The sequence below is a fragment of the Methylicorpusculum oleiharenae genome (assembly GCF_009828925.2).
Classification (GTDB): Bacteria; Pseudomonadota; Gammaproteobacteria; order Methylococcales; family Methylomonadaceae; genus Methylicorpusculum; species Methylicorpusculum oleiharenae.
The window spans coordinates 3,060,572-3,081,120 of record NZ_WUTY02000001.1 but is presented as its reverse complement, the minus strand read 5'-3'; the positions used below and the strand labels follow the sequence as shown (position 1 = coordinate 3,081,120).

The following is a 20,549-nucleotide window of genomic DNA, read 5'->3' as shown; positions in this document are numbered from 1 at the left end:
TCTTGTCGAATGAAGATAGAAGCTGTCAATGTCAACGCAGTAAGCCGCAATTCAGAAAAACAAGCCTTTATCGGTTTGTAGTTTTCGGCTCGAACATTGGGTAAATCCAGGGCAAAATGTGGATTCACTTTATGGGATGATAGGCAACAAATGAACAAGTTAGCACCCATTTAGAATGCTTGCCCAATCCAATTTATTTATTCCTTATGCGACCTATTCTTCAAAATGGGTTGGTATACGAACAAAAGAAGGGTGTTATGTTGCGGATTTTTGACGAGATGGTTTGTTGTCTCGATATGCCGATCAGGCGGGGGTATCATGGAGACGGCATGCTGAGCCATATCGTTCGGGGCCACTCAGTAGATCAGCACGAATAGGGGCACACGAATAGGGCCAAGTCGAATTAAAAATAAAACCCAGCCCTTTTATTTCCCATTTCCCAAAAAGGCTATGAATCTAGACCTGAACCTGTTGCCTTCCCATAGTCACTCCCGTACGTTGAATAAAGTCGAACGATTTTTCAGACAGCAATGAATTTACAACGGATTCCGTTCACCTGAGTCAGGCAAGCTGGCTATCCCCTATCCCCGTCATAAGAATGTTTTAGATTAATGCTGAGACAACACCGCTAAAAAAACCGCATTCGATTTGAATGCAGCTAGCACGTCGATACCCTCGTCCAGACCCAATTCATCAACACTGTCATTGGTAACTGTTGCATAGACCGAATTCCCCCCGGGCAGTTGGACCACCACTTCCGTATTGACCACGCCTTTCTGCAGTCGGGAAATCTTACCGGATAATTGATTTCGGGCACTGAGCCGATAAGGACCTAAGTCAGTAACGATCAATACTTGCGGGGCTTTGATTAAAGCAACCACCTCCATGCCTCTGGTAATAGCGAGTGATTTCATGGATTCTCGCGTAATTGCCGCGACCAGATGATCGCTGCCTTTAAGTTCTATGATGATTTCAACATTGATGCCACCCTCGTGAATATCGACGACGGTACCAAAAAACTGGTTGCGGGCACTGGCTTTCATAAACGTTCTCCTGATTAAGTAATTGAATTCGGAATTGGCTTCCATTTCGCGGTTGATGCGGTCCAGAAATTGATCATGTTCCTTTCGAAGTTTTGCTAACAGTTTCAGCAGGCTTTTCCCTGAGTCAGTCAAAACACTGCCGCCGCCATGCTTTCCACCGATTGCCGTTGCGACCAGTAAATTAGGCGATAGATTATTAGCGCGTTCCAGAATTTCCCAGGCGCCTTTATAACTAAGCCCAACCTGTTTCGCAGCGCGATTGAGAGACCCGGTCGATTCGATTGCGGCCAGCAAATTACAAAGTTTCCAGGTATATGCACCGGCGATACGCAATTCGCCTTCGACAAGCCGCTCAGTCGGTTTTTTGTCGTTGATCGACTGCTGTGGTTGTTCTGCTTCGCTCATTAGTGTGATCCAGGATCTGTTTCAGATGAGTTGCATTTTATCTGAAATGACTCAACAGTTCGGAAAGTTACGAAAAAGATCATAACGATCCCAAAAAATGGATAATGTTTTGGCGATCTGCTGAAGTCAGTCGTTCAAAGACCTTTCGGGCTAATTGAGCTTCGCCTCCGTGCCATAAAATCGCCTCCATCAGATTACGCGCCCGTCCGTCATGCAAAAAAGTGCTGTGTCCATTGATTCTCTTGACCAAGCCGATACCCCATAACGGCGGGGTTCGCCAATCGCTGGCGCTTGCATCGAAATCGGGCCGGCCATCAGCCAATTCCCCACCCATATCGTGCAGCAATAAATCGGTGTAAGGATGAAGAGTCTGCTGCGATAACGCCGGTAATTCCGGAAATTCGCCGGTTTGCAAAGAGGGCGTATGGCAGACGGCGCAACCAGTCGAAACGAACAACCGTTCTCCCCGCTGCACCTTCGAATCATCTGCAGCGCGCTTTGCCGGCACTTGTAACAAACGCAGATAGGTCAGTATTGCCTTGAGTTGACGATCGTCTAATTCAGGCTGACGGGCCGATGGCGCTTGTTGGCAGACAGTTTGGAAAAGACCGCAATTCTCAGTCGGATGCAGCGACGAAGTGATACTCATATCGCCAATAAACGCACCGGCTATTTGCTGTTTCAATGTCGCAACATTGGCTTTCAGCCCAAAGCGGCCAATCGTTTTGTGCTGTTTCTCACCATCCCAAACCCAATTCGGCCGCCCGTTAACCCCTTGTTGCCGCCCGCGCTCAGCCAATTGCAAGATTGCTGAGTCAGACACCGCTTCCAACAGGCCCAATCCGAATACCGGCGGTCCGATTCGCGGCGAATAAAGTATTTCCGGTTCTAAGGGGCCGTATTGCAAATCGGTGAATGTGTAGATCGGGCGGCGCAAATGGAACGTTTCCCCATCCGGCAACGATCTGACAATTTCCTGATAACTGACCCGAACGCGGCCTTCACCCGGGATGTCGGGAATGCCTTGTTCATTCAATTGATCGCCGTAAACAGGATGTGGGCGCGGTCCTCCGTGCTCGTTGCTGCCGGGCAGGCTCAACCTTACCAACATAGAGCGCATCATCTGATCAGGTGTCTCCGGAGGCATGCCGCGTCCGTTTTTCGGATGGCATCCGAGACAGGACAATTGGTTATAAAGCGGTCCGAGGCCGGCACTATCGATATCTAATGCAGGCGGTATGACCCAGCTTTGCCTGAATATATTTCGCCCCTGCAAGGCAAGGTCGGATAGCTCTTTGCCAACACCCGTGTAAATTTGAGCAAAGGCTTCCCTGCTTACGTCATCCGTCACCCAAGCGTTATCAGACTTTGCAGTCTGGGCGAACAGGCAAATTAACAGCGACATCAGCAGTTTTCCAGCGCACATGGTCAATGTCCCCAGGCTGCCAGCAATTGCTCGGCGCGTTGATAGTTTCGACTGATATCACTACGCCAGGTATTCTCCAGGCTTTTGGCCTGCATGTCGGCATCCGCGTCTTTTATGCGCTTTTCGAAGTTTTGTTGTACAGAGATGTCACTTGCCAAGTCGAGGCTGATCGGAGCAGCCGTCAGTAAATGCCTGACTTCAGCCAACATCTCGTCCGATCGGCCATTCTGCGTCTCCAACTCATGTAAGCGCTGCCATACCGGTTTTAATTGGTCGTGCCGCTCGGTCAGAAACAGATCAAACAATGCATTCTGCACAGCCAACCTGGGTAAGGCCGTGGATGGGTCATAAACCGGTGAATGCAACACTGCCGCTTCAAATGGATCGAATTGGCCTTCGGGTTTATCGGCGTAAACAGCCGGTCGAACCGGTAATTTGCGAATATCAGGATGAAACAATAGGCGTTGCCCTTTCGCTGATAGAATGAATTCAACGAACTGCCGGGCGGCTTGCGGCTGCCGGGTCGAGGCGGTTACTGCAATGTGCGCAGGCGAATAAGCGACCGGCTCGGGATATAGCAATTGCAACGGCGCGCCGTTTGCCCGCGCCGAGTTGGCGAAAAAGTCCAGACTGGGCGCGATACCCAGTTCGCCGGAACCGACGACATCGGTTATAAAACTCCGGTTGTGTTCGAGTAATTGTGCGTTCCCAGCCAATTCGGACAACAACGCCCAACCTCGCTCCCAACCGTATTGCTGCAATATGCTGTCGATCATCAGCGGCGCAAAGCCGAATCGGGATGGCACCGGTAAAGCGATATGGCCGCTGTAACGCGTATCGATCAAATCCTGCCAGGTTTTTGGTTCCGGCAGACGGTGATTTTTCAAATAACCGGGATTCACCACAAACCCGTATCCGGCCATTTCAGTTGCACAGTAAAAACCGTCAGGATCGATCAGCGGCATTACCCCAAGCATTTCCGGTAGTCCGTCACGGTCTAATTTCATTTTTTGCCAGGCACCTTCCTGTTTCAATTGTAAATAATTGTGCAGTGAGGCCGACCAATAGACGTCTACACCGCCTTGATTGCGCTGTTGCATATAGGGAAGTGCATCGTGAGGCATACGCCAGATGATCTTGACGTCGATGTCGGGATGGTCTCGCTCGAACGTGGTTTCAAACTGCGCGACGACTTCCTCATGATAGGCCGTCAACACTGTCAACGTTTGTTTGGCCGCCGCATCGCAGGCAGTCAAGCTTGCAATCAGAATAAATAGGCAACGAAATGTCATGATTGACCCCCTTGGTTTCAATAGCGCAAATTCAGGTTCGCGAAATAATTACGCCCCTGTTCCGGAAAACCTTCCTGATAGGCAAAGTTTTCATCGGTGACGTTGTTGACGCCGAATTCAGCACTGAAGTTGTCATGAACCGGAAAAGTCGCTTTCAGATTAGCGATGACAAATTCATCGGCAACTCTTACACCAAGCGTGTCACTGAACCGATCCGAGTTGTATTCGGCACTGGCCAACAGGCGCAAATACTTAAACGGCTCGTATTCAACGCTGGCGAACACCTTGTGTTTGATCGTGTCCAGCGGCTTGATATCGGGGTTCGTAATATTGTTGCGGTCCAGCCAAGTGTAATTGGCATGAAAGCGCCACTCGTCGTTGATGTTTACGGTAGTGTAAAGTTCGATACCGAGATTTTCCTGTTCGCCGATGTTTTGTTGCTGGAAGCAGCGTGGATTAAGCCCTTGAGCAATACAAAAACTTCTGTCTAGCGTGACTTCCTCAATGGCGCTGTCAATTTGATTGAAAAAAATGGCCGCACCATAATCGAGCATGCCAATCGCCTTACCGTCGACACCGAACTCGTAATTCAATGCTTTTTCGGATTGCAGATCGGGACTCGGCAAGGCGTTGCCAAGCCGGAACGAATAACGATCCTTTATCGTCGGAAAACGGGTTTTATGCGCCAGACTGGCATGGACGATGAAATCCTTGAACAGTTCATAAAAGGCCGCGCCCTGAGCATTGTAAGCATCCTTATTGCTAAGAGGAAATGACTGCATCTCGGTATTCGCCCAATTTTGTGCCTGCAAGCGATGTTGCCGGTCGTAACTCGCTCCGAACACGAATCGCCAGGCATCGACAGGCGTATAAACGTCTTCTATCGCATAAGAAAAATATTCATCCGCCGAGCGTTCTTCAGGGGTTTTGGGTCGGGTATTGACGTGGGTTGAAGTATCGAGATTGTCGATTTCGCGATGAACGTCCTGTTTGTAATTGAACCCTAATTTGATCTCGTGATGATTAAACCAGGTGTTGACATATTCAATCCCACTGCCGAACGTGTAGTCATTGTATTGACTATCAAAGGCAAAGGGCCGGGTTATCCGGCTGTAACTTGAGTCGTCAAATGACATCAAGCTATTTTTGAAGGTATCGTGATAAGCACGAAGTTTGATTGTATGAACATCGGCGAATTGCGTACGTGACATGAAAAAAATACTTTCCTTGTCCCAATAAGGCCAGCGCCAATACCGCGTTTGCACTGAAGAGTCGGTGCCAGCGTAAGGCGGCGTATCCTTACGACCATTTTGTTTATTAAAACCGACCGCGTATTCGTCGGTCTCGTTCGGCGTCAATGCCACTTTGACACTGCCCTTGTAATCGGTATTACCGGAATTTTCGCGGATGCCACCATCCTCGGAAGCCGTCGAATTGAAATCATCGGACAAACGCCACGATTGCCGATCCAGAAACGAAAATCCCCCTTGAATGTAGCCCCAACCCTGATTCGAACCGACGTTCAACGCCGTTTGATAAGTGTTGTCATCGAACTGCGAATCCATGCCCATGCCAAGTGTTAGATTACCTTCCAGTTCTTTGGTCGGTCGCCGACTAATCAAATTAATGCTACCGCCCAGTGTATTCGGTCCGTACATAACCGATGCGTTACCCTTGCTGACATCGATTTGGCCAATATCGAAGGTCGTAAAACGATTCAAATCGACGTTTCCGTCATAGGGAACATAGACCGGGATACCGTCCATGAACAAAGGCACCTGCCGCGAATTAAAGCCGCGAATGAAAATCAGGCGCTCGTTGCGCTGACCCAAATTCTGTATCGATACGCCAGGCAACAGATTCAATGCCGATGCGACATCGTTGCGGTTATACCGGTCGATATCCTCAGCCGTGATTGTTTCCTTATCGCTGAATTTTTCCTCCCCGGACTCGGCGGTTACTTCGATCACGCCCAATTTGAAAATATCGGAATTTGCAGTAACCGCCTGAGATAAAAACGACATTGACGCACATAAGATAAACTTTCGCATAAGCCACCCAATTAATAAAATTATTTATGTATCCATGTATATAACGATTGTCAGCATCCGGTCGACTCGTGTCCGTTTCGTTACAACCCTCAAAGGCTTTGTAGTAATTGCTACAAACAATCTGAGGCAAAAATCGCACTTTACATTATATACTTTACTACATATCGTATGGCAGCAGGATACATGCCAAATAAGAATGCGCTTTGCTTAGGGTGAAGAGTTTCTTGAGCCAGAGTATTTTCGACCATTAGCGGTACAGCGGGCCAATTGATTATGCGAATCGGTCAATAAGTACTACTTATCAAAGCGTCGAAACGCTCTTGCAGATCAAGCGTTTCAGCAATATTCCAAGCCGACTTTAGTAGTTGCGGAGTATACGTTTGTTGCGGCTTGACCAGGCCAATTTGACGATGCAGTGGTGGATGCAAAGGTATCGCAGTCAGTTCATGCCTCATTTCGATTAAACTCAAGAGGCTGTGAGGCGCGATCGTAAACAAGCCGGCACTTAGAACATGAGCATACAACGCCAGCACCGAATCGGTCTCAACAACAATGTTCGGAGACGTCCCGGCTTCGCGAAACACTGAATCGAGCAGTTGTCGGTTTTGCATGTTTGGCGTCAGAAGACATAACGGCAGCTTAGACGCTTCAAGCCAAGAAATCGAAGACTCTATGCTCCGGATCCCGGATCGGCGCGCCAGCAAGACTTAATTTTCCCGGTACAAGGGCAGCACGTTGAACCCTTGCAGACGAGGATCTTCCAGGTAAGTTAAGCCGAAATCGAGCTCAAACGCATCTAATTTACTAATGATGAGCTCTGCAGAAAGCGAATATAGCTTAAAGCCCATGCAGGGGTAGTCGCTTAGACAGGCTTCAGTTAATAAGGGGGAAACTGCCACCCCTGTCGGGATGACGCCGACACGCAAACTACCGGACAATTGTCCCGCTGAGGTCGCAGCTTCCTGCTTCAGACTTTCCCAATCTGCCGCCAGTCGCTGTGCGCGTTGCAGGATTCTTTCACCAGCCGGAGTCAGACCCATAAAGCGCTGGCCACGCAGTACCAGGGTTACGCCCAATTCTTCTTCCAAATTCTGAATAGCCGAGCTGAAAGCCGGCTGGGATATATGACAGGCTTCCGCCGCCCGACCGAAATGACCGATCCTGGCCAGCGCAATTAAATAGTTGAGTTTTTTCATACTCACATTTCCTGATACGGTTTTAAATGGCTCAATTTATGCTTTTCCATTATATACACAACAACATAACGATGGGAGCAAAGGCATGATTCAAAAAGACGTGTTTCAACAAACCAGTTTGAATCAAATAGAAAATTTGATGGTCGCGAAAATCATCGCTCACGATATTCCGAACGGTTGTACTATGGCGGAGAGCTTCGGCACTGAACTCATATTGCCGTTAAACAAAGAATTGGCAACGGGCGCCTTAACAACTATTGCCGTTTCGTCGAACGAAATTGCTCTGTCGCTTGGATTCGTGCAGGGTATTTCAATACAAAATCAGATCCGGGGCCGGATTTGCACGCTCATTTCTGGCGAAAACGGTGTATTGGTTCAAATAGACTGTGGCAACATCTGGGTGGCGGGTGTTTCATTGAAAGCATCCCGGGACATGAATCTGCGAGAAGGCATCAGTGTTTATTGCCTGGCTAAAACCGTCGCTTTCTCATACCGGCCTGAAATTGTTTTAAGTAAAGCACTTATAAGGTGTTTAACTATCGACTAGGAAATGGATTCCGATACTTCATCATATCGAAAACACATCTTTCAGCATTTCAAAGGCCATTGATAATTTAAATTTATAACGAACTTCCAACGCCTACTTCTTTATGTCGCAATCAATACCATAGTTGGTTCATTTTGTTGGAAATTCGACATTAAATAGCTACTTTTAGACCTTTTCGATATAACACTATGTACACTACGAGAATTTTTACTTATGGAAAACAGCGCCGCCAAAAAAGGCCATAACGGTTTCAGGCAATTCAAGCGAACAGTATCTTGAAGTACTGAACTAACACCTTTTTTGGCAGGCTATTCGGCATGACTACGACAAATCAATTCAGTGCGCCCACGCATTTTATAGTGGCGATACGATTGCGCTGGGACCCGGCAAAATCGATTTGCTGCGTTTGATCGATCAAACACACTCGATAGCCGCCGCTGCAAGAATGCTCAACATGCCCTACAAACGCGCCTGGCTATTGATTGATAGCCTGAACCTGGGCTTTGGCCGGCCGGTCGTCAGTACTGCCAGCGGCGGTAAAGGCGGAGGTGGAACGGTTCTGACGCCATTAGGTCAGGATTTAGTGGCCCGTTATACGGCGTTGGATGAAAGCATCAACTCTGCGTCCCATGAGGAAATCAAGGCCCTGCTGGCATTGGCAAGTCAGCATGAACCTTTGGTTTCAGGAAAAGAGGTCCACGGTTAAGCCCACTGATAATGCTCTATTTGATTTGGCGTTTATTTTGCTTGGCTTTCATCGTTATGACCTTTTTGACCTAACGATGTATGAAGTGCGACAATCCAACTGTCTTTTAGGAGCCTTGTCATGCGTATTAAGCTGTTCATGTTGCTGGTTTTATATTTTTTCTATAATACCAGCCACGCTGCCGGCGTCAATGTAGCCGTTGCTGCCAATTTCTCCGGCCCGATGCAGAAAATCGCCTCGGCTTTTGAACAAACAACCGGTCACAAAACCGTCATTGCGTTCGGCACAGTCGGCAAGTTTTATGCGCAAATCAAAAGCGGCGCACCCTTCGATTTATTGATTTCAGCGGATCAGGAAACGCCGGAACAGTTGGAAAAAGACAATCTGGCTGTTGCCGAAAGCCGTTTTACCTACGCGATCGGCAAACTGGTGCTCTGGAGCTCCCGCCCCGGTTTTGTCGATGACCACGGAGATATACTAAAGAAAGAAGCTTTCAAACATATTGCGATCGCTAATCCCAAATTAGCCGTCTACGGTGAAGCGGCTATCGAGGCGCTGAATAATCTGGGTTTGATAGAGCGGCTGCAAACGCGGTTCGTCACGGGAGATAACATCACCCAAGCTTATCAATTTGTCTCATCCGGAAATGCAGAACTGGGTTTTATCGCGTGGTCCCAAATTTATGAAGAAGGCCGTGCTATTGCCGGTTCCTATTGGCTAGTGCCTCAGGATCTTTACCCCAGGCTGCGCCAAGACGCCGTATTGCTGACCCGCGGCAAAGACAATGTTGCCGCTCAAGACTTGTTGGATTTTATTCGTAGCGAGACCGCAAAGAACATCATACGCAGTTACGGCTATGACAATTAATTCAGAGACCCGGTGAAACTTCAATGAAAGCGTTAAAATCACTATTATTGTCAGCTCTTTTACTCAATACTCCGAATGCCTTTGCCGATAAAATACTGATCGCAGCGGCATCCGATCTTAAATTTGCATTGGATGAAATTGCCGCCGCATTCAAAAAAGCCAATCCTCTCGATACGATTGAAATCGTCTATGGCTCATCGGGCAAATTTTTTACCCAGATACAGCAGAACGCCCCATACGACCTCTATTTTTCAGCCGATATCGCTTTTCCGGAAAAACTGGCAAAAGACGGTTTCGCCTCATCCGACGTCGTAACCTATGGCTATGGCCGCATTGTGCTTTGGAGCACATCCGTGGATGCCTCAAAGCTGACCTTGCAAGATCTGACCGATTCTTCTTTCAGCCGCATCGCAATCGCCAATCCTCAGCATGCGCCTTACGGAAAGCGGGCTGAAGAAGCGCTTCGATCAACCGGAACATGGCATTTGGTAGAACCGAAGCTGGTTTACGGTGAAAATATCGCTCATACAGCCCAATTCGTGCAAACCAAAAACGCGCAAGCCGGCATTATTGCCTTATCGCTGGCGCTAACGCCTGAACTAGCCCAGCAAGGCGGTTATTATTTGATTCCGGACTCGCTGCATGAACCATTAGAACAAGGCTACATCATCACGAAACGCGCCTCCGATAATTTACTGGCGAAACATTTTGTCTCTTATTTCGAAACAGCGCCGGTTCGTGCTCTGATGATCCGTTACGGTTTTACGCTGCCCAAGGAAAAATGATGGTTCTGAGCGATAACGATCTTCAAGCCATAGTTCTCACCGTCAAACTGGCCAGCCTTGTCACCGTTATTCTGTTTATCACCGGTACACCGATTGCCTGGTGGCTGGCGCGAACGCAATCTCGCTGGAAAGGAATACTGGGCGCGGTCGTGGCTCTACCCTTGGTGTTGCCGCCATCGGTATTGGGATTTTATTTATTGCTGGCCATGGGCCCGGATGGACCGCTGGGGCATTTCACCCAAGCTATAGGGATAGAGCCATTACCGTTCTCATTTGAGGGCCTGGTGTTTGCCTCGGTATTCTATTCCCTGCCCTTCATGGTGCAACCGGTACAAAACGCTTTTGAGGCCATAGGCGACCGTCCTTTGGAAGTGGCGGCAACACTTCGCGCATCACCCCTCAATGCCTTTTTCACCGTAGCGTTACCATTAGCTCTCCCCGGATTTATGACTGCCGGAATTCTAACTTTTGCGCATACGGTCGGCGAATTCGGCGTCGTTTTGATGATAGGCGGTAACATCCCCGGCACTACCCGCGTCGCTTCAGTACAAATTTACGATCATGTTGAAGCGATGGAATACAGTGAAGCTCACCGTCTGGCCGCCATTATGCTGATTTTTTCTTTTCTGGTATTACTGGCTGTTTATGCCTGGCGCCCTGGATCAAAGAGGAAATGAGCGAGTGACTCAAGATAAAATCAAAGCTAGCTTCAAAGTTAATTGGCCGGGTTTTTCGTTAGCGATAGACATGGCCATATCGAGTCGGGGCGTCACTGCATTATTTGGCCAATCGGGTTCCGGAAAAACCACGTTGCTGCGCTGCATTGCCGGTTTGGAACGCGCAGAGCAAGGTTTTTTGTCCTTCAAAGGTGAAATCTGGCAAAACGGAAGAACCTGGCTTCCTCCCCACAAACGCCCGCTGGGTTATGTCTTTCAGGAAGCCAGTCTGTTTTCTCACCTGACAGTATTGGGTAACCTCCACTATGGCAGAAAACGGATTTCTGAAGCGCAACAAACCAGTCTGGACCCCATTATCGAACTGTTCGGCATCGGTCATTTACTGGATCGCAAACCTGACCGGCTTTCCGGAGGAGAACGCCAGAGAGTGGGCATTGCTCGGGCACTGGCTGTTAATCCGCAGATACTGCTGATGGATGAACCGCTGGCAGCACTGGATCTGGCCCGTAAACTGGAAATCCTGCCTTATCTGGAACAACTTCGGGATCAATTCGATATTCCTATTATTTACGTCAGCCACTCGCCGGACGAAGTTGCCCGGCTGGCCGATTACATTGTTGCTTTGGATGGCGGCTCCATTGTTGCAGAAGGTGTTTTGACCGATCTATTAAGCCGTCTTGACTTTCCGGTCAGGCTTGGCGAGGACGCAGGGGTTGTTCTGGAAGCCAAGGTTATCGAGCGCGACGAGCGCTGGCATCTGGCCAAAGTCGGGTTTCCGGGAGGCAGCTTATGGACCCGGGATAAGGGCATCCCTGTTGGACGCAAGGTGCGTGTGCGGGTTTTAGCGCGCGATATCAGTGTCTCAAACGATGACAGAGACCGGTCCAGCATTCTGAATGTACTGCCCGGACAGGTTGATGCTATCGCCGATGACGAACATCCCGGCCTTGCGCTGGTCCGGGTAAAATTAGGTCCGACTCTTTTAATTGCCCGGGTTACCAAACGCTCGGCTTTCTCTTTGGGATTAACCCAGGGACAGCCGGTATGGCTACAAATCAAGTCAGTCGCTTTGCTGGAATAAAGAATCCTCACATCGCTATATCCGCATTGAAACTACCTTGCTGAAATTTATCCTGATCATGCATCTGGCCTTGCCATGCGGGAAACACAAGCGGCCGGACACTTACTGAAAGCGCCCTCTATCCATATCGATGAAACTTCGCTGTGAGTCGATCGGAAAAATCAGTGGATACATGTCTATTCGGCGGGCGGCATCATTATTCATGATTGCTGGTCATCGTACTTCGCCTATCAATACTGCGGGCATGGCCTGTGCGGTTTACAATAACTGCGCGAGCTGACCTTTAGGGTGGATATCCATGACTATTGTTGGGCTAAACAGATGAAACCCCTTGTCGCAGAAAACCTATAACACTGTCTCTAAAAGCGCCGACAAGAAACTGAGCGAGTCAACCTGCAAAAACGTTACCGGGCCATCCTGACACACGGCCAAAATTAATTGCCTTCCATTTACGCATGGCCAAAGTCAAACAAACGGTCTCGGTCTGCTTTCGTGCCAAAGAGCTTGCTCATGCCTACTGCCGAATATCCAGCTATCTGCAAACTATGGCTAATCGAGGCTGTAATATGCTCTTCGCGATTCAAATGGCTCTCGCAGAGAACGCCCTGACTGAAGGGCGTAAGTGGATACGTTTTATCTTTATTACCTATAGGTAGCACGCTAATTAGGGCCCCGCTGCGGTAATTTTATTGTTACAAGGTAAAACGTTAAATGCGATTATCGTTTTGGCGGTCGGTATTTTATACCCATCGTAGATCTAAATTCGGCACCGGGTTGCCCGTCAAAGGACGCCGTAAAACCGTCCATGTAGGCTCTATGCCGAACAACCCGTTGCCTACTTAGGCACTGCCGAAATTTGAAGTGCGAAAGGTATAGTCATTTGTATGATTCATAATTTTCTGCGACCACGGCTGATAGGTAAAGACAGTAAAATGTCGGATTATCTGGTACTGGTCTCCGCTTGGAGTGGATTAACCTGGTTTTCCTTAACAGGGTTTGTACTAGGCCCCATTATTGCCGCTTTATTCAATACCTGTTGGGACATCATGGGACAAGAAAGCCAGACCAGTAAACGTAAAACCTAATCAGCGTTATCAATTTCAAAGAAAATCCATTTAACACGCGCATGCGTTTGCTTTATTTGCCGTTCCATCGCATTAATTTCATTCACTGCATTGACAACGGCCATATCGGGTTGGAGCTCGGCTTTAATAGTAACCATGACATTATTGCCATGATTGATCGCCCACACATTTAGCACCTGCAGCACACAGGGCTGACTTTCCAGATAATGCTGTACGTTATCGCTGATATCCACAGCCGCCTCACCGAGCAGCAAAGAATGCACTTCTGTTCCCACCACGACGGCAACAGTAATCAATAAAACCCCAATTAAAATCGAGCCTGCTGCGTCATAGGCGGTATTACCGGTAATCATTGTCAGAACAAGCATTAGCAGCGCAATCCCAAGTCCTGCCAAGGCAGCCAGGTCTTCACCGGTAACCACCATCAATTCGCTGGACGGGGTCTCCTTAAACCATTGCCACAGGGAGCGGACGCCTTGCTCAGGTTGGATTACCGCTAGCGCCTTTTGTAAAGAAAAATATTCCAGACCCAAGGCAATCAGCAAAACGAGCAATGCAACACCTTCATTTTCTACAGTATGCGGGTGCATATATCGCAACCATCCTTCATAAATGGAAAAGACGCCACCCACGGAAAACAAGATAAAAGCCACCATCATGGACCAGATATAAGATTCTCGTCCGAACCCCATGGGATGTTTGCGGGTCGCTTCTTTTTCGGACCGTTTCATACCGATTAGCAGTAATACCTGGTTTCCTGAATCGGCAAACGAGTGAATCGCTTCGGCTAATAGGGAGCCTGAACCTGTCCAGAAAGCGGCGAAGGTTTTTGCTGCCGCAATACCCAAATTAGCAGCAAATGCATAAAAAATAGCGATTGTTGAGTTGGGAGATGACATGGATGATTTTTACTCAGTTAAGTTGGAATTTAATTTGCTTTGGACAAGTTCAAAGCAAATAGGGAATCAGCGAATTTTTAAGGTGAACACTATTTACCCGTTTAATATACTCTCATCAAACCAGTTAATTCACCCACCCGCTCGCGCACTTATCCGAATCCACTTCTATCACTTCAGCCCGAAATACGGACTGTGGTTCGTTCCAAAACCTGCCTCAGACAAGGCAATATTACTGAGTAACGGGCTGTACTTTACAACAAAAGCAATAATCTCTTCCTGGTCGTCTGCTCAACTTAATTGAGAAATTACGTCTGCATCATATGTATTGAAGCACCGCTTTGAATCAAAGAAAACTAACAAAGCTTTACGTAAAGACCGGATTCAACCTTGGCGTTTTTTTCATTTTAGTTAAATTCAAACTCTTCAACGATTATTTTTGTCATCATTAACATTACCAACAACTCCAGATGTTGCGATAAAACGCAGGGCATCCTCAACAGACATATCTATTTCTGTTACATTTTCCCGTGACATAATAACGGTGATGCCGCCACCTACCTGATAACTGAATGGCAAATAGACGGCAATCTGGTCATTGGCGATAAAAGTAGGTAAAACATTTTCAAAATCTGAAACAGTTATAAAACCTATTTGTTGAACAGTGCCGGGAGGTGCTTTAACCAGAACTACCTGTTTAAATTTTCCTTTGTTTTTGCTGGAAAAAAGAGAACTTATATCGCGTATAGTCGTATAGACGCTCTTAACCCCAGGAATTTGGATAACAAGTTCTTCCAAGTTATTAAACAGGCGGCGGAAATTTCTAGACTCCAGGAAGACGCCGAAAAAAAACACCAGAGGAAGACCCAACAAAAGCCCCAAACCGTTTATATACCAACTGTCAGGAAAGAAAAACTTGAATATATTTCCGAGTACCAATTCTGCCGTGCCGGCAAACCACAATAGCAAATAAAGCGTGACTGTAAGGGGAATAATAGCGAGTAGCCCCTTGAAAAAAATTTTACTGATCGGTTTCATATTTAACGCCCTATTATCGTAATTCATACGCTAGCTAATAATTAAAATAAAAAAGAATTATGCTTTGTATAACAAATCTGAAGTTTCCCAATAATTTCAAAAACAGACTGCCAATATGCTTGGACCGCGCGAAGTATATCGATGGGATTTTGCGTAAACAGTTGCAAATCCATTAAATAATACCCCTACAAGCCTGGATACCTATAACGACTGGGAAACTTCAGTAACAAATTTAACCCGAAAGCGATTCCGCAATACTTTCATAAAAACTAGTGTGTTTTATGTACCCTTTTGTATCCGCAATAAAAACCATAAAATCTCTGTTCAACATAATGAGCGTTGCCAATTATGTTGTCCCTGTGATTTATAAATACTCGCTTATCAACAGAGCAAATAGCCACACCGTCTTTTATCTGTTTTATGGCGCAAAGTCATTTGTCTAAGTAATTTGGCGAAATTGTCGACCACTCCGCCATCGCTTCGTCACCAGGACGATCAACTTTAACCTTGCCATCCCCGGTTGAGGTTACCCAACTTACCGGAATGTAATGGTGCTTACCGGTTTCATCTTTCTTAAGCTTGATCGTACCCGGTCCTTCCATATGGTCGACTGTCGCAAACTGACCGTCTTGGGAGCAGACAACGGGCATATCAGGCTTAATTTGGTCGGTATTAATCATGGTTTTTTCTCCGGTTGGCTCAGTCTGAAAGACTGAGCGAGTTCAATTAATAATGCGAAAGTCGTTAACACAGGCAAGGTTTGAGAACATTACCTATTTTTCGGACTTTAACTGGGTGATTCGATTTATTATTAATAATGAGCGAATCGCCATTAAATCCCTTTACCAGTTTTTTAAATATATACACAAGACTTTAATCGGTCTGTACGACTGCGGACATAGCAAATCACTCAAAAATTATAAGTCATCAATAATTTATACCGGTTTTTCGGGCACAGGTAATTAACATGACTAGAGTTCACGTCACCGTGCCAGACTTCAACTATATCGCATACAGCATGCATCCCGCTTTTCTATAAAGTCCCCGGCTTATATAGAGACTCATCATTTAATGAAAGATACGTTTTCACACTCGATGCCATCAACAGAGATCACGATTGCAGCAATATATCTGGCCTTTTGATTGCGGTTTTATTACTTCAGGACTACTGATCAGTCTATCCGCGCACTTTTCTCTTAACGAGCCTAAGGTCGGCTGGTTGATTTAAACCGAATCCTCGCCAAACCGAGCACTGTTTAAGAATGAATCACCCTCCTCCTACCTGATCGAAAAAACGTCTAATTTAGAGGCGGTGAGTTTGGCGAGGATGACGAGTGCAGGACGACTTTCGTCAAGCCTCCTCCCTATAGGGGTTAACGGCGTCCATCGCCAGACTTACCTTGCCCCAAACTAAGCAAAAATCTCAAACTGAGAATTGCTGCGAAAAGATGACCGCGAAAGGTATAAGTTCCTATTCCGAAGGGATAACACTGCCAGAATGCGGCAATCAATTTGTTCTTGTGCAATTTTTTGATTTCATTCTGGCTCACACTGTTTCCTTGGGTCGTTTATCGGAAAAAAGACGCTATTTCCTTTTTTATCAAAGCCCTCCCATCATGCAGAAAAAACTTTAAAGCTGAATCCGCGAATACTGAATAGCCCTGCATTTAAGTAAAGTCTCAAGGTATTTTTTCACCTTTTTAGTTGTACTTGTTCACTGATCATGCCTTCAGTAAATCGGTAGACTAAACCCATCTTGAAAACGGCCGGAGATTTGGACGGTTTTCTAAATTCAATCATTTTTGAACCCGACTGCATCGATATGTACTCAAATTTTGATAATTCGCTGAACATCCCCAATGGGGTCAATTTAACAACCGAACTGAAATCAAACAGTTTAAATGTAATGGTCGTAGGCTTGGGTGGACTGGGTGTTGTAAGTCTTGCCCAAAAACTACGCAACTTGATAGCTCAACGCTATCCGCATGTACACACGATAGAACAACGCGGTATTGCACAAAGGCGCTCCTCAACTTCGGCCGTGGTATCAGCGGCCAATTTTTTTGTTTCCCCTTCCTTATCCGAAACAAAAGTAAACCTGTTGATTGCTTTGGAGCCATTGGAAGCACTGCGCTTCAGTCATTTACTTAAACCCAACGGAATGTGTTTCATTTCCGACTCTCGGATCGAAACTATCTGCGGCAGTCATCCTAAATATGCTTACCCCGATACTGAGGAAATTATCAAATCAATTGAACGGTGCGGCGCTTACTGTTTAACACTACCTACCGCTGAGTGGCTGAAAACCGAAGAATTGTTACCGTTCCATGTATCCAGCGCCATGCTAGGCATGTTTTGCGCCGCGTTCAATTTTGATTATCCCAAATATAAAAAGACGATTTGCGATCAAAAAAATTTGGCGGCCTGTCAATGGGGCTTCAAGCAATTTAACAACCTGTATAAACCCCACGAATATTCAAACCCGGTCATGCGTCAATTCAGACCCGTTTCGCACTTCTCTCAACCTGAATTGAAAGTCGAGTACGCAGTATGAGCTCTCAGCATTTATCAGGAAATACCGTCTATATGTTTCCAGGCCTAGGGGCGGAGTATCCCGGTATGCTGACAGGGTTCTGCCAGCATTATCCATGGGCGGAATCCTGCATTAAGACCTGGGAAAGCTGCATTGGCTTCCCTTTATTAAATTACGAGCCGGAGAGTGCCAGGGATAAAGAATATGCACGGCAGCTGCAGATTCATTGCCTGAATCTTTTATGGTGGCGGCTTGCCAAGCCAGAAGCCGGCGGCAAAATCATCTGCTGCGGACACAGTCTCGGTTTTTATGCATCCCTGGTCGCTGCAGGTGCGCTTTCCGAAGAAGACTCTTGGTACTGGCTTAAAAGTATATTCAATGAGGCCTGGCAGGAATTTTACAACAACGCCAATCGAATAGCGGTGTTGACCACAACGGTGGCGATTGATCCGCACCGATTGGCCAAGCAGTTTAGCGTGGAAGTGATTGCTCGCAACAGCGGACAGCAGGTTGTCATCTGCGGACAACCGGAAAACATCAAAAAAATGTGTAATGCACTGGAATGGGCATCGTTGCGAAACAGTGATTTGGGGACCATTATCCCGTTTCATTCCATTGTCATGACCCGTGTTTGCGACCGGCTGCTGGAATTTGGTAATGATCACCGGAGCCACTTTTGCTTTCCCCGTTATGAATTATGGTCGCATTTGACGGGAGAGCCGTTGGAGTCGACAGAGGCCATTTACCAGACATTGCTGGAGCAACCGATGAGAGCAGTCAATTGGCATCGGCTGATTATGAATCTGAGTAATCGCTATCAACCGGAATTTATCGAAATCGGTCCCAACCGAATTCTCAACCAGTTGGTTCGCTGGACAAATCCTAAAGCCAGGGTCAGTCATATCGACCATATCCGCAAACATAATCACCCGCGCACAGGAGAACCTGCATGACCTTTTTAAGCGGCTGTGAAGCAATTGCGCGTGGTGCTTGGGAAGGCGGCGCTAGCTTCTCATGTTCCTATCCCGGGTCGCCGGTGACCGGCATCATAGACGGATTGAAACAATATCCGGAAATCAAAACCCAATGGGTGGCTAATGAAAAAGTCGGCATGGAAGTCGCTATAGGAGTGGCCCACGCAGGAATGAGGTCATTGGTCATCATGAAGCATGTAGGCTTGAATGTTGCAGCCGACCCTTTTTTTAATGTTGCCTATACCGGAGTCCGCGGCGCCCTGGTCGTGGTTGTCGGCGATGACCCGGGTGCAAAGTCCTCGCAAAATGAGCAGGATACGCGCTTGCTGGCTGTGGCCGCCAAAATTCCGGTTTTAGAGCCGTCCAGCATCGAAGAGGCTTTGATTTTTACCCGTTTGGCATTTGAAATAAGCAACAGATTCGATATTCCCGTCGTTGTCCGGGTCACAACTCAACTCTGTTACGGCACCAGCAAAGTAGTTACCGGGGCAAGAAAAACGGTAACCGCCGATCTTGATTTTGCAAAACCGATACAGAAATATCTTTTGTTGCCGAGATACGTAACCGCTCTTCATAAAGATTTGAATCAAAGGATTCGACAACTGGCATTATCGCATTGGAGTCGCTGGTTTATACATTCACTGCCAACTGATAACAGCAACGAAAAATATCCGTTCGGCATTGTCGTTGCGGGATTTCCCAGTTCATTTGTATTTGAAACGTTCCGCCATAAGGTACCTATCTTGAAAATAGGGATGAGTTTTCCGCTAAATGAAATGGAGATTAGAAATTTTGCCGAACGCTGCGAACAGATCCTCGTCGTGGAAGAATCCAGCCGCTTTATCGAGCAGCAATTGCGCGCCCTAAATCTATCCGTTGCCGACCGGCCCAATTTTGATGGCGTAGGAGAATTCCACCCAAGACAACTGCTCAGTTCGGACATTCCCGAAATGGAACACCGGCTGCAAAAATTTCTCAAGCCGACTGCAAGCCCGAACAAACTTTTCGAATTAGTGCCTCAGCTCAACTATAGGCCCGATTCGGCGCCGGATACTGTATTTGCTCTCGATGTACCGCCGAGGCCGCCGGGATTTTGCGCAGGCTGCTCGCACAGAGGTATTTTCTATGAATTAAGTAAACGCGACCTTTATGTAGTCGGCGACATAGGATGCTACACCCTGGGAGCGCTGGATCCCTATGGTGCCTTGCATACCAACCTTTGCATGGGCGCAAGTATCGGCCTGCTTCAAGGCTATCTCTCTGCCATAGGTAAGCAAGCAGCCAGATCAGCTATCGCGGTCATCGGCGATTCAACTTTTTTTCATTCCGGCATTCCTCCGTTAATGACGGCAATCGCGAGCGGTATTCCCGCGACCCTATTGATTCTCGATAACAGCGGCGCCGCCATGACAGGCCACCAGACAACCAGCATGTCCTTTAACAAAGTCGATTGGGAAGCTTTCCTGCGCGCGTTGAAAGTGCCGGAATTTGCCGTCGTCGATGCGCTGAATATGCAACAGCTTGAAAGCACTTTAGACCGGTTTTTACATTCCGACACATTATCGGTAATGGTGCTGAAAGGCGATTGCGTTCAGGGCATTACGATAAAAAAACCGACCAATTACCGCTATACGATACGCGAGGATATGTGCACACAGTGCGGAGATTGTCTGAAAGTCGATTGCCCGGCAATTTTACCGGTATGGGAAAACAATCGGATTCAACACATGGCGATTTCCAACGAATGCATAGGCTGCGGGTTGTGTTCTCAAACCTGCTCCGAACATGCCATCGTGCCAAGGACTGTCAACACCCTGTTTCCCGGCCTGACACCCCTGCTGTCCGGTCTGCCCTGGCATGCAATTATCCGCAAGGCGCACAGTATAAAGCCGTTAAAGAAATTATTGGCGCGCTTTGAACGGGAAACATTTTGAACATTGCAAGAAC

General features: G+C 47.3%; 19 protein-coding genes. 10 read left to right on the top strand and 9 right to left on the bottom strand.

All coding sequences use genetic code 11. From position 1 onward, the window contains the following. Positions 1-608 precede the first annotated feature (608 nt). The 6 genes from GO003_RS13905 to GO003_RS13880 form a co-directional block, all read right to left on the bottom strand. A complete protein-coding gene (locus tag GO003_RS13905; protein WP_159652735.1) occupies positions 609-1,448 on the bottom strand; it encodes a TOBE domain-containing protein in 840 nt (279 codons plus the stop codon). 79 nt (positions 1,449-1,527) lie between these two features. Continuing rightward, positions 1,528-2,853, bottom strand: coding sequence for a di-heme oxidoreductase family protein (locus GO003_RS13900; protein ID WP_231088993.1), 1,326 nt, complete (start codon positions 2,851-2,853; stop codon positions 1,528-1,530). A 23-nt stretch (positions 2,854-2,876) separates the two neighbouring features. Then, positions 2,877-4,166 (bottom strand): ABC transporter substrate-binding protein, encoded by a 1,290-nt coding sequence (locus tag GO003_RS13895; protein ID WP_159652731.1) that lies wholly within the window; start codon positions 4,164-4,166, stop codon positions 2,877-2,879. A gap of 17 nt (positions 4,167-4,183) precedes the next feature. Then, positions 4,184-6,190: a TonB-dependent receptor plug domain-containing protein gene (locus GO003_RS13890; protein WP_159652729.1), complete on the bottom strand. Its 2,007-nt coding sequence runs from the start codon at positions 6,188-6,190 to the stop codon at positions 4,184-4,186. Positions 6,191-6,501: 311 nt separating this feature from the next. Further along, a complete protein-coding gene (locus GO003_RS13885) occupies positions 6,502-6,921 on the bottom strand; it encodes a LysR family transcriptional regulator substrate-binding protein (RefSeq protein WP_269144395.1) in 420 nt (139 codons plus the stop codon). A 3-nt stretch (positions 6,922-6,924) separates the two neighbouring features. Further along, on the bottom strand, positions 6,925-7,413 hold the full coding sequence (locus GO003_RS13880) for a LysR family transcriptional regulator (protein WP_231088991.1): 489 nt from the start codon (positions 7,411-7,413) through the stop codon (positions 6,925-6,927). Between the two features lie 85 nt (positions 7,414-7,498). Here GO003_RS13880 and GO003_RS13875 point away from each other — a divergent pair, with 85 nt between their 5' ends. The 7 genes from GO003_RS13875 (at position 7,499) to GO003_RS13845 (ending at position 13,161) form a co-directional block, all read left to right on the top strand. Beyond that, the gene (locus tag GO003_RS13875) at positions 7,499-7,960 is read left to right on the top strand and encodes an ATP-binding cassette domain-containing protein (protein WP_206444583.1); all 462 of its coding nucleotides are present in this window, start codon (positions 7,499-7,501) and stop codon (positions 7,958-7,960) included. 397 nt (positions 7,961-8,357) lie between these two features. Beyond that, positions 8,358-8,666: a winged helix-turn-helix domain-containing protein gene (locus tag GO003_RS13870; RefSeq protein ID WP_231088990.1), complete on the top strand. Its 309-nt coding sequence runs from the start codon at positions 8,358-8,360 to the stop codon at positions 8,664-8,666. A 120-nt stretch (positions 8,667-8,786) separates the two neighbouring features. Continuing rightward, on the top strand, positions 8,787-9,533 hold the full coding sequence (gene modA, locus GO003_RS13865) for a molybdate ABC transporter substrate-binding protein (protein WP_159652727.1): 747 nt from the start codon (positions 8,787-8,789) through the stop codon (positions 9,531-9,533). Positions 9,534-9,556: 23 nt separating this feature from the next. Continuing rightward, a complete protein-coding gene (gene modA, locus GO003_RS13860; protein WP_159652725.1) occupies positions 9,557-10,318 on the top strand; it encodes a molybdate ABC transporter substrate-binding protein in 762 nt (253 codons plus the stop codon). After that, the gene (gene modB, locus GO003_RS13855; protein ID WP_159652790.1) at positions 10,318-10,995 is read left to right on the top strand and encodes a molybdate ABC transporter permease subunit; all 678 of its coding nucleotides are present in this window, start codon (positions 10,318-10,320) and stop codon (positions 10,993-10,995) included. The genes modA (GO003_RS13860) and modB overlap by 1 nt, the downstream gene beginning before the upstream one ends. Before the next feature lie 4 nt (positions 10,996-10,999). Next, positions 11,000-12,076 carry a molybdenum ABC transporter ATP-binding protein gene (modC, locus tag GO003_RS13850; RefSeq protein ID WP_331001640.1) on the top strand — a complete coding sequence of 359 codons (1,077 nt, stop codon included), beginning with the start codon at positions 11,000-11,002 and terminating at the stop codon, positions 12,074-12,076. 884 nt (positions 12,077-12,960) lie between these two features. Next, positions 12,961-13,161 (top strand): hypothetical protein, encoded by a 201-nt coding sequence (locus GO003_RS13845; RefSeq protein ID WP_231088989.1) that lies wholly within the window; start codon positions 12,961-12,963, stop codon positions 13,159-13,161. Here the strand turns inward: GO003_RS13845 and GO003_RS13840 are convergent. The 3 genes from GO003_RS13840 to GO003_RS13830 form a co-directional block, all read right to left on the bottom strand. Next, positions 13,158-14,060: a cation diffusion facilitator family transporter gene (locus tag GO003_RS13840; protein ID WP_159652720.1), complete on the bottom strand. Its 903-nt coding sequence runs from the start codon at positions 14,058-14,060 to the stop codon at positions 13,158-13,160. The two genes, GO003_RS13845 and GO003_RS13840, sit on opposite strands and share 4 nt — an antisense overlap. A 423-nt stretch (positions 14,061-14,483) precedes the next feature. Next, positions 14,484-15,095: a DUF502 domain-containing protein gene (locus tag GO003_RS13835; protein ID WP_159652718.1), complete on the bottom strand. Its 612-nt coding sequence runs from the start codon at positions 15,093-15,095 to the stop codon at positions 14,484-14,486. 431 nt (positions 15,096-15,526) lie between these two features. Then, positions 15,527-15,775, bottom strand: coding sequence for a DUF2171 domain-containing protein (locus tag GO003_RS13830; RefSeq protein WP_159652716.1), 249 nt, complete (start codon positions 15,773-15,775; stop codon positions 15,527-15,529). A gap of 1,142 nt (positions 15,776-16,917) precedes the next feature. On the opposite strand from GO003_RS13830, the gene GO003_RS13825 reads away from it, so the two are divergent. Genes GO003_RS13825 through GO003_RS13815 form a run of 3 tightly spaced genes read left to right on the top strand, consistent with a single transcriptional unit; the run spans position 16,918 to position 20,536 of the window. After that, positions 16,918-17,649: a 2-oxoacid:acceptor oxidoreductase family protein gene (locus tag GO003_RS13825; RefSeq protein WP_159652714.1), complete on the top strand. Its 732-nt coding sequence runs from the start codon at positions 16,918-16,920 to the stop codon at positions 17,647-17,649. Next, on the top strand, positions 17,646-18,581 hold the full coding sequence (locus tag GO003_RS13820) for an acyltransferase domain-containing protein (RefSeq protein WP_159652712.1): 936 nt from the start codon (positions 17,646-17,648) through the stop codon (positions 18,579-18,581). The genes GO003_RS13825 and GO003_RS13820 overlap by 4 nt, the downstream gene beginning before the upstream one ends. Beyond that, positions 18,578-20,536, top strand: coding sequence for a thiamine pyrophosphate-dependent enzyme (locus tag GO003_RS13815; RefSeq protein ID WP_159652710.1), 1,959 nt, complete (start codon positions 18,578-18,580; stop codon positions 20,534-20,536). Before GO003_RS13820 ends, GO003_RS13815 begins: the two co-directional genes overlap by 4 nt. Positions 20,537-20,549 lie beyond the last annotated feature (13 nt).

Bases quoted from the DNA above. Each gene is read 5' to 3' on its own strand.
- GO003_RS13905 (WP_159652735.1), bottom strand. From the start codon at position 1,448: ATGAGCGAAGCAGAACAACCACAGCAGTCGATCAACGACAAAAAACCG.
- GO003_RS13900 (WP_231088993.1), bottom strand. From the start codon at position 2,853: ATGTCGCTGTTAATTTGCCTGTTCGCCCAGACTGCAAAGTCTGATAAC.
- GO003_RS13895 (WP_159652731.1), bottom strand. From the start codon at position 4,166: ATGACATTTCGTTGCCTATTTATTCTGATTGCAAGCTTGACTGCCTGC.
- GO003_RS13890 (WP_159652729.1), bottom strand. From the start codon at position 6,190: ATGTCGTTTTTATCTCAGGCGGTTACTGCAAATTCCGATATTTTCAAA.
- GO003_RS13880 (WP_231088991.1), bottom strand. From the start codon at position 7,413: ATGAAAAAACTCAACTATTTAATTGCGCTGGCCAGGATCGGTCATTTC.
- GO003_RS13875 (WP_206444583.1), top strand. From the start codon at position 7,499: ATGATTCAAAAAGACGTGTTTCAACAAACCAGTTTGAATCAAATAGAA.
- modA (WP_159652727.1), top strand. From the start codon at position 8,787: ATGCGTATTAAGCTGTTCATGTTGCTGGTTTTATATTTTTTCTATAAT.
- modA (WP_159652725.1), top strand. From the start codon at position 9,557: ATGAAAGCGTTAAAATCACTATTATTGTCAGCTCTTTTACTCAATACT.
- modB (WP_159652790.1), top strand. From the start codon at position 10,318: ATGGTTCTGAGCGATAACGATCTTCAAGCCATAGTTCTCACCGTCAAA.
- GO003_RS13845 (WP_231088989.1), top strand. From the start codon at position 12,961: ATGATTCATAATTTTCTGCGACCACGGCTGATAGGTAAAGACAGTAAA.
- GO003_RS13840 (WP_159652720.1), bottom strand. From the start codon at position 14,060: ATGTCATCTCCCAACTCAACAATCGCTATTTTTTATGCATTTGCTGCT.
- GO003_RS13835 (WP_159652718.1), bottom strand. From the start codon at position 15,095: ATGAAACCGATCAGTAAAATTTTTTTCAAGGGGCTACTCGCTATTATT.
- GO003_RS13830 (WP_159652716.1), bottom strand. From the start codon at position 15,775: ATGATTAATACCGACCAAATTAAGCCTGATATGCCCGTTGTCTGCTCC.
- GO003_RS13825 (WP_159652714.1), top strand. From the start codon at position 16,918: ATGTACTCAAATTTTGATAATTCGCTGAACATCCCCAATGGGGTCAAT.
- GO003_RS13820 (WP_159652712.1), top strand. From the start codon at position 17,646: ATGAGCTCTCAGCATTTATCAGGAAATACCGTCTATATGTTTCCAGGC.
- GO003_RS13815 (WP_159652710.1), top strand. From the start codon at position 18,578: ATGACCTTTTTAAGCGGCTGTGAAGCAATTGCGCGTGGTGCTTGGGAA.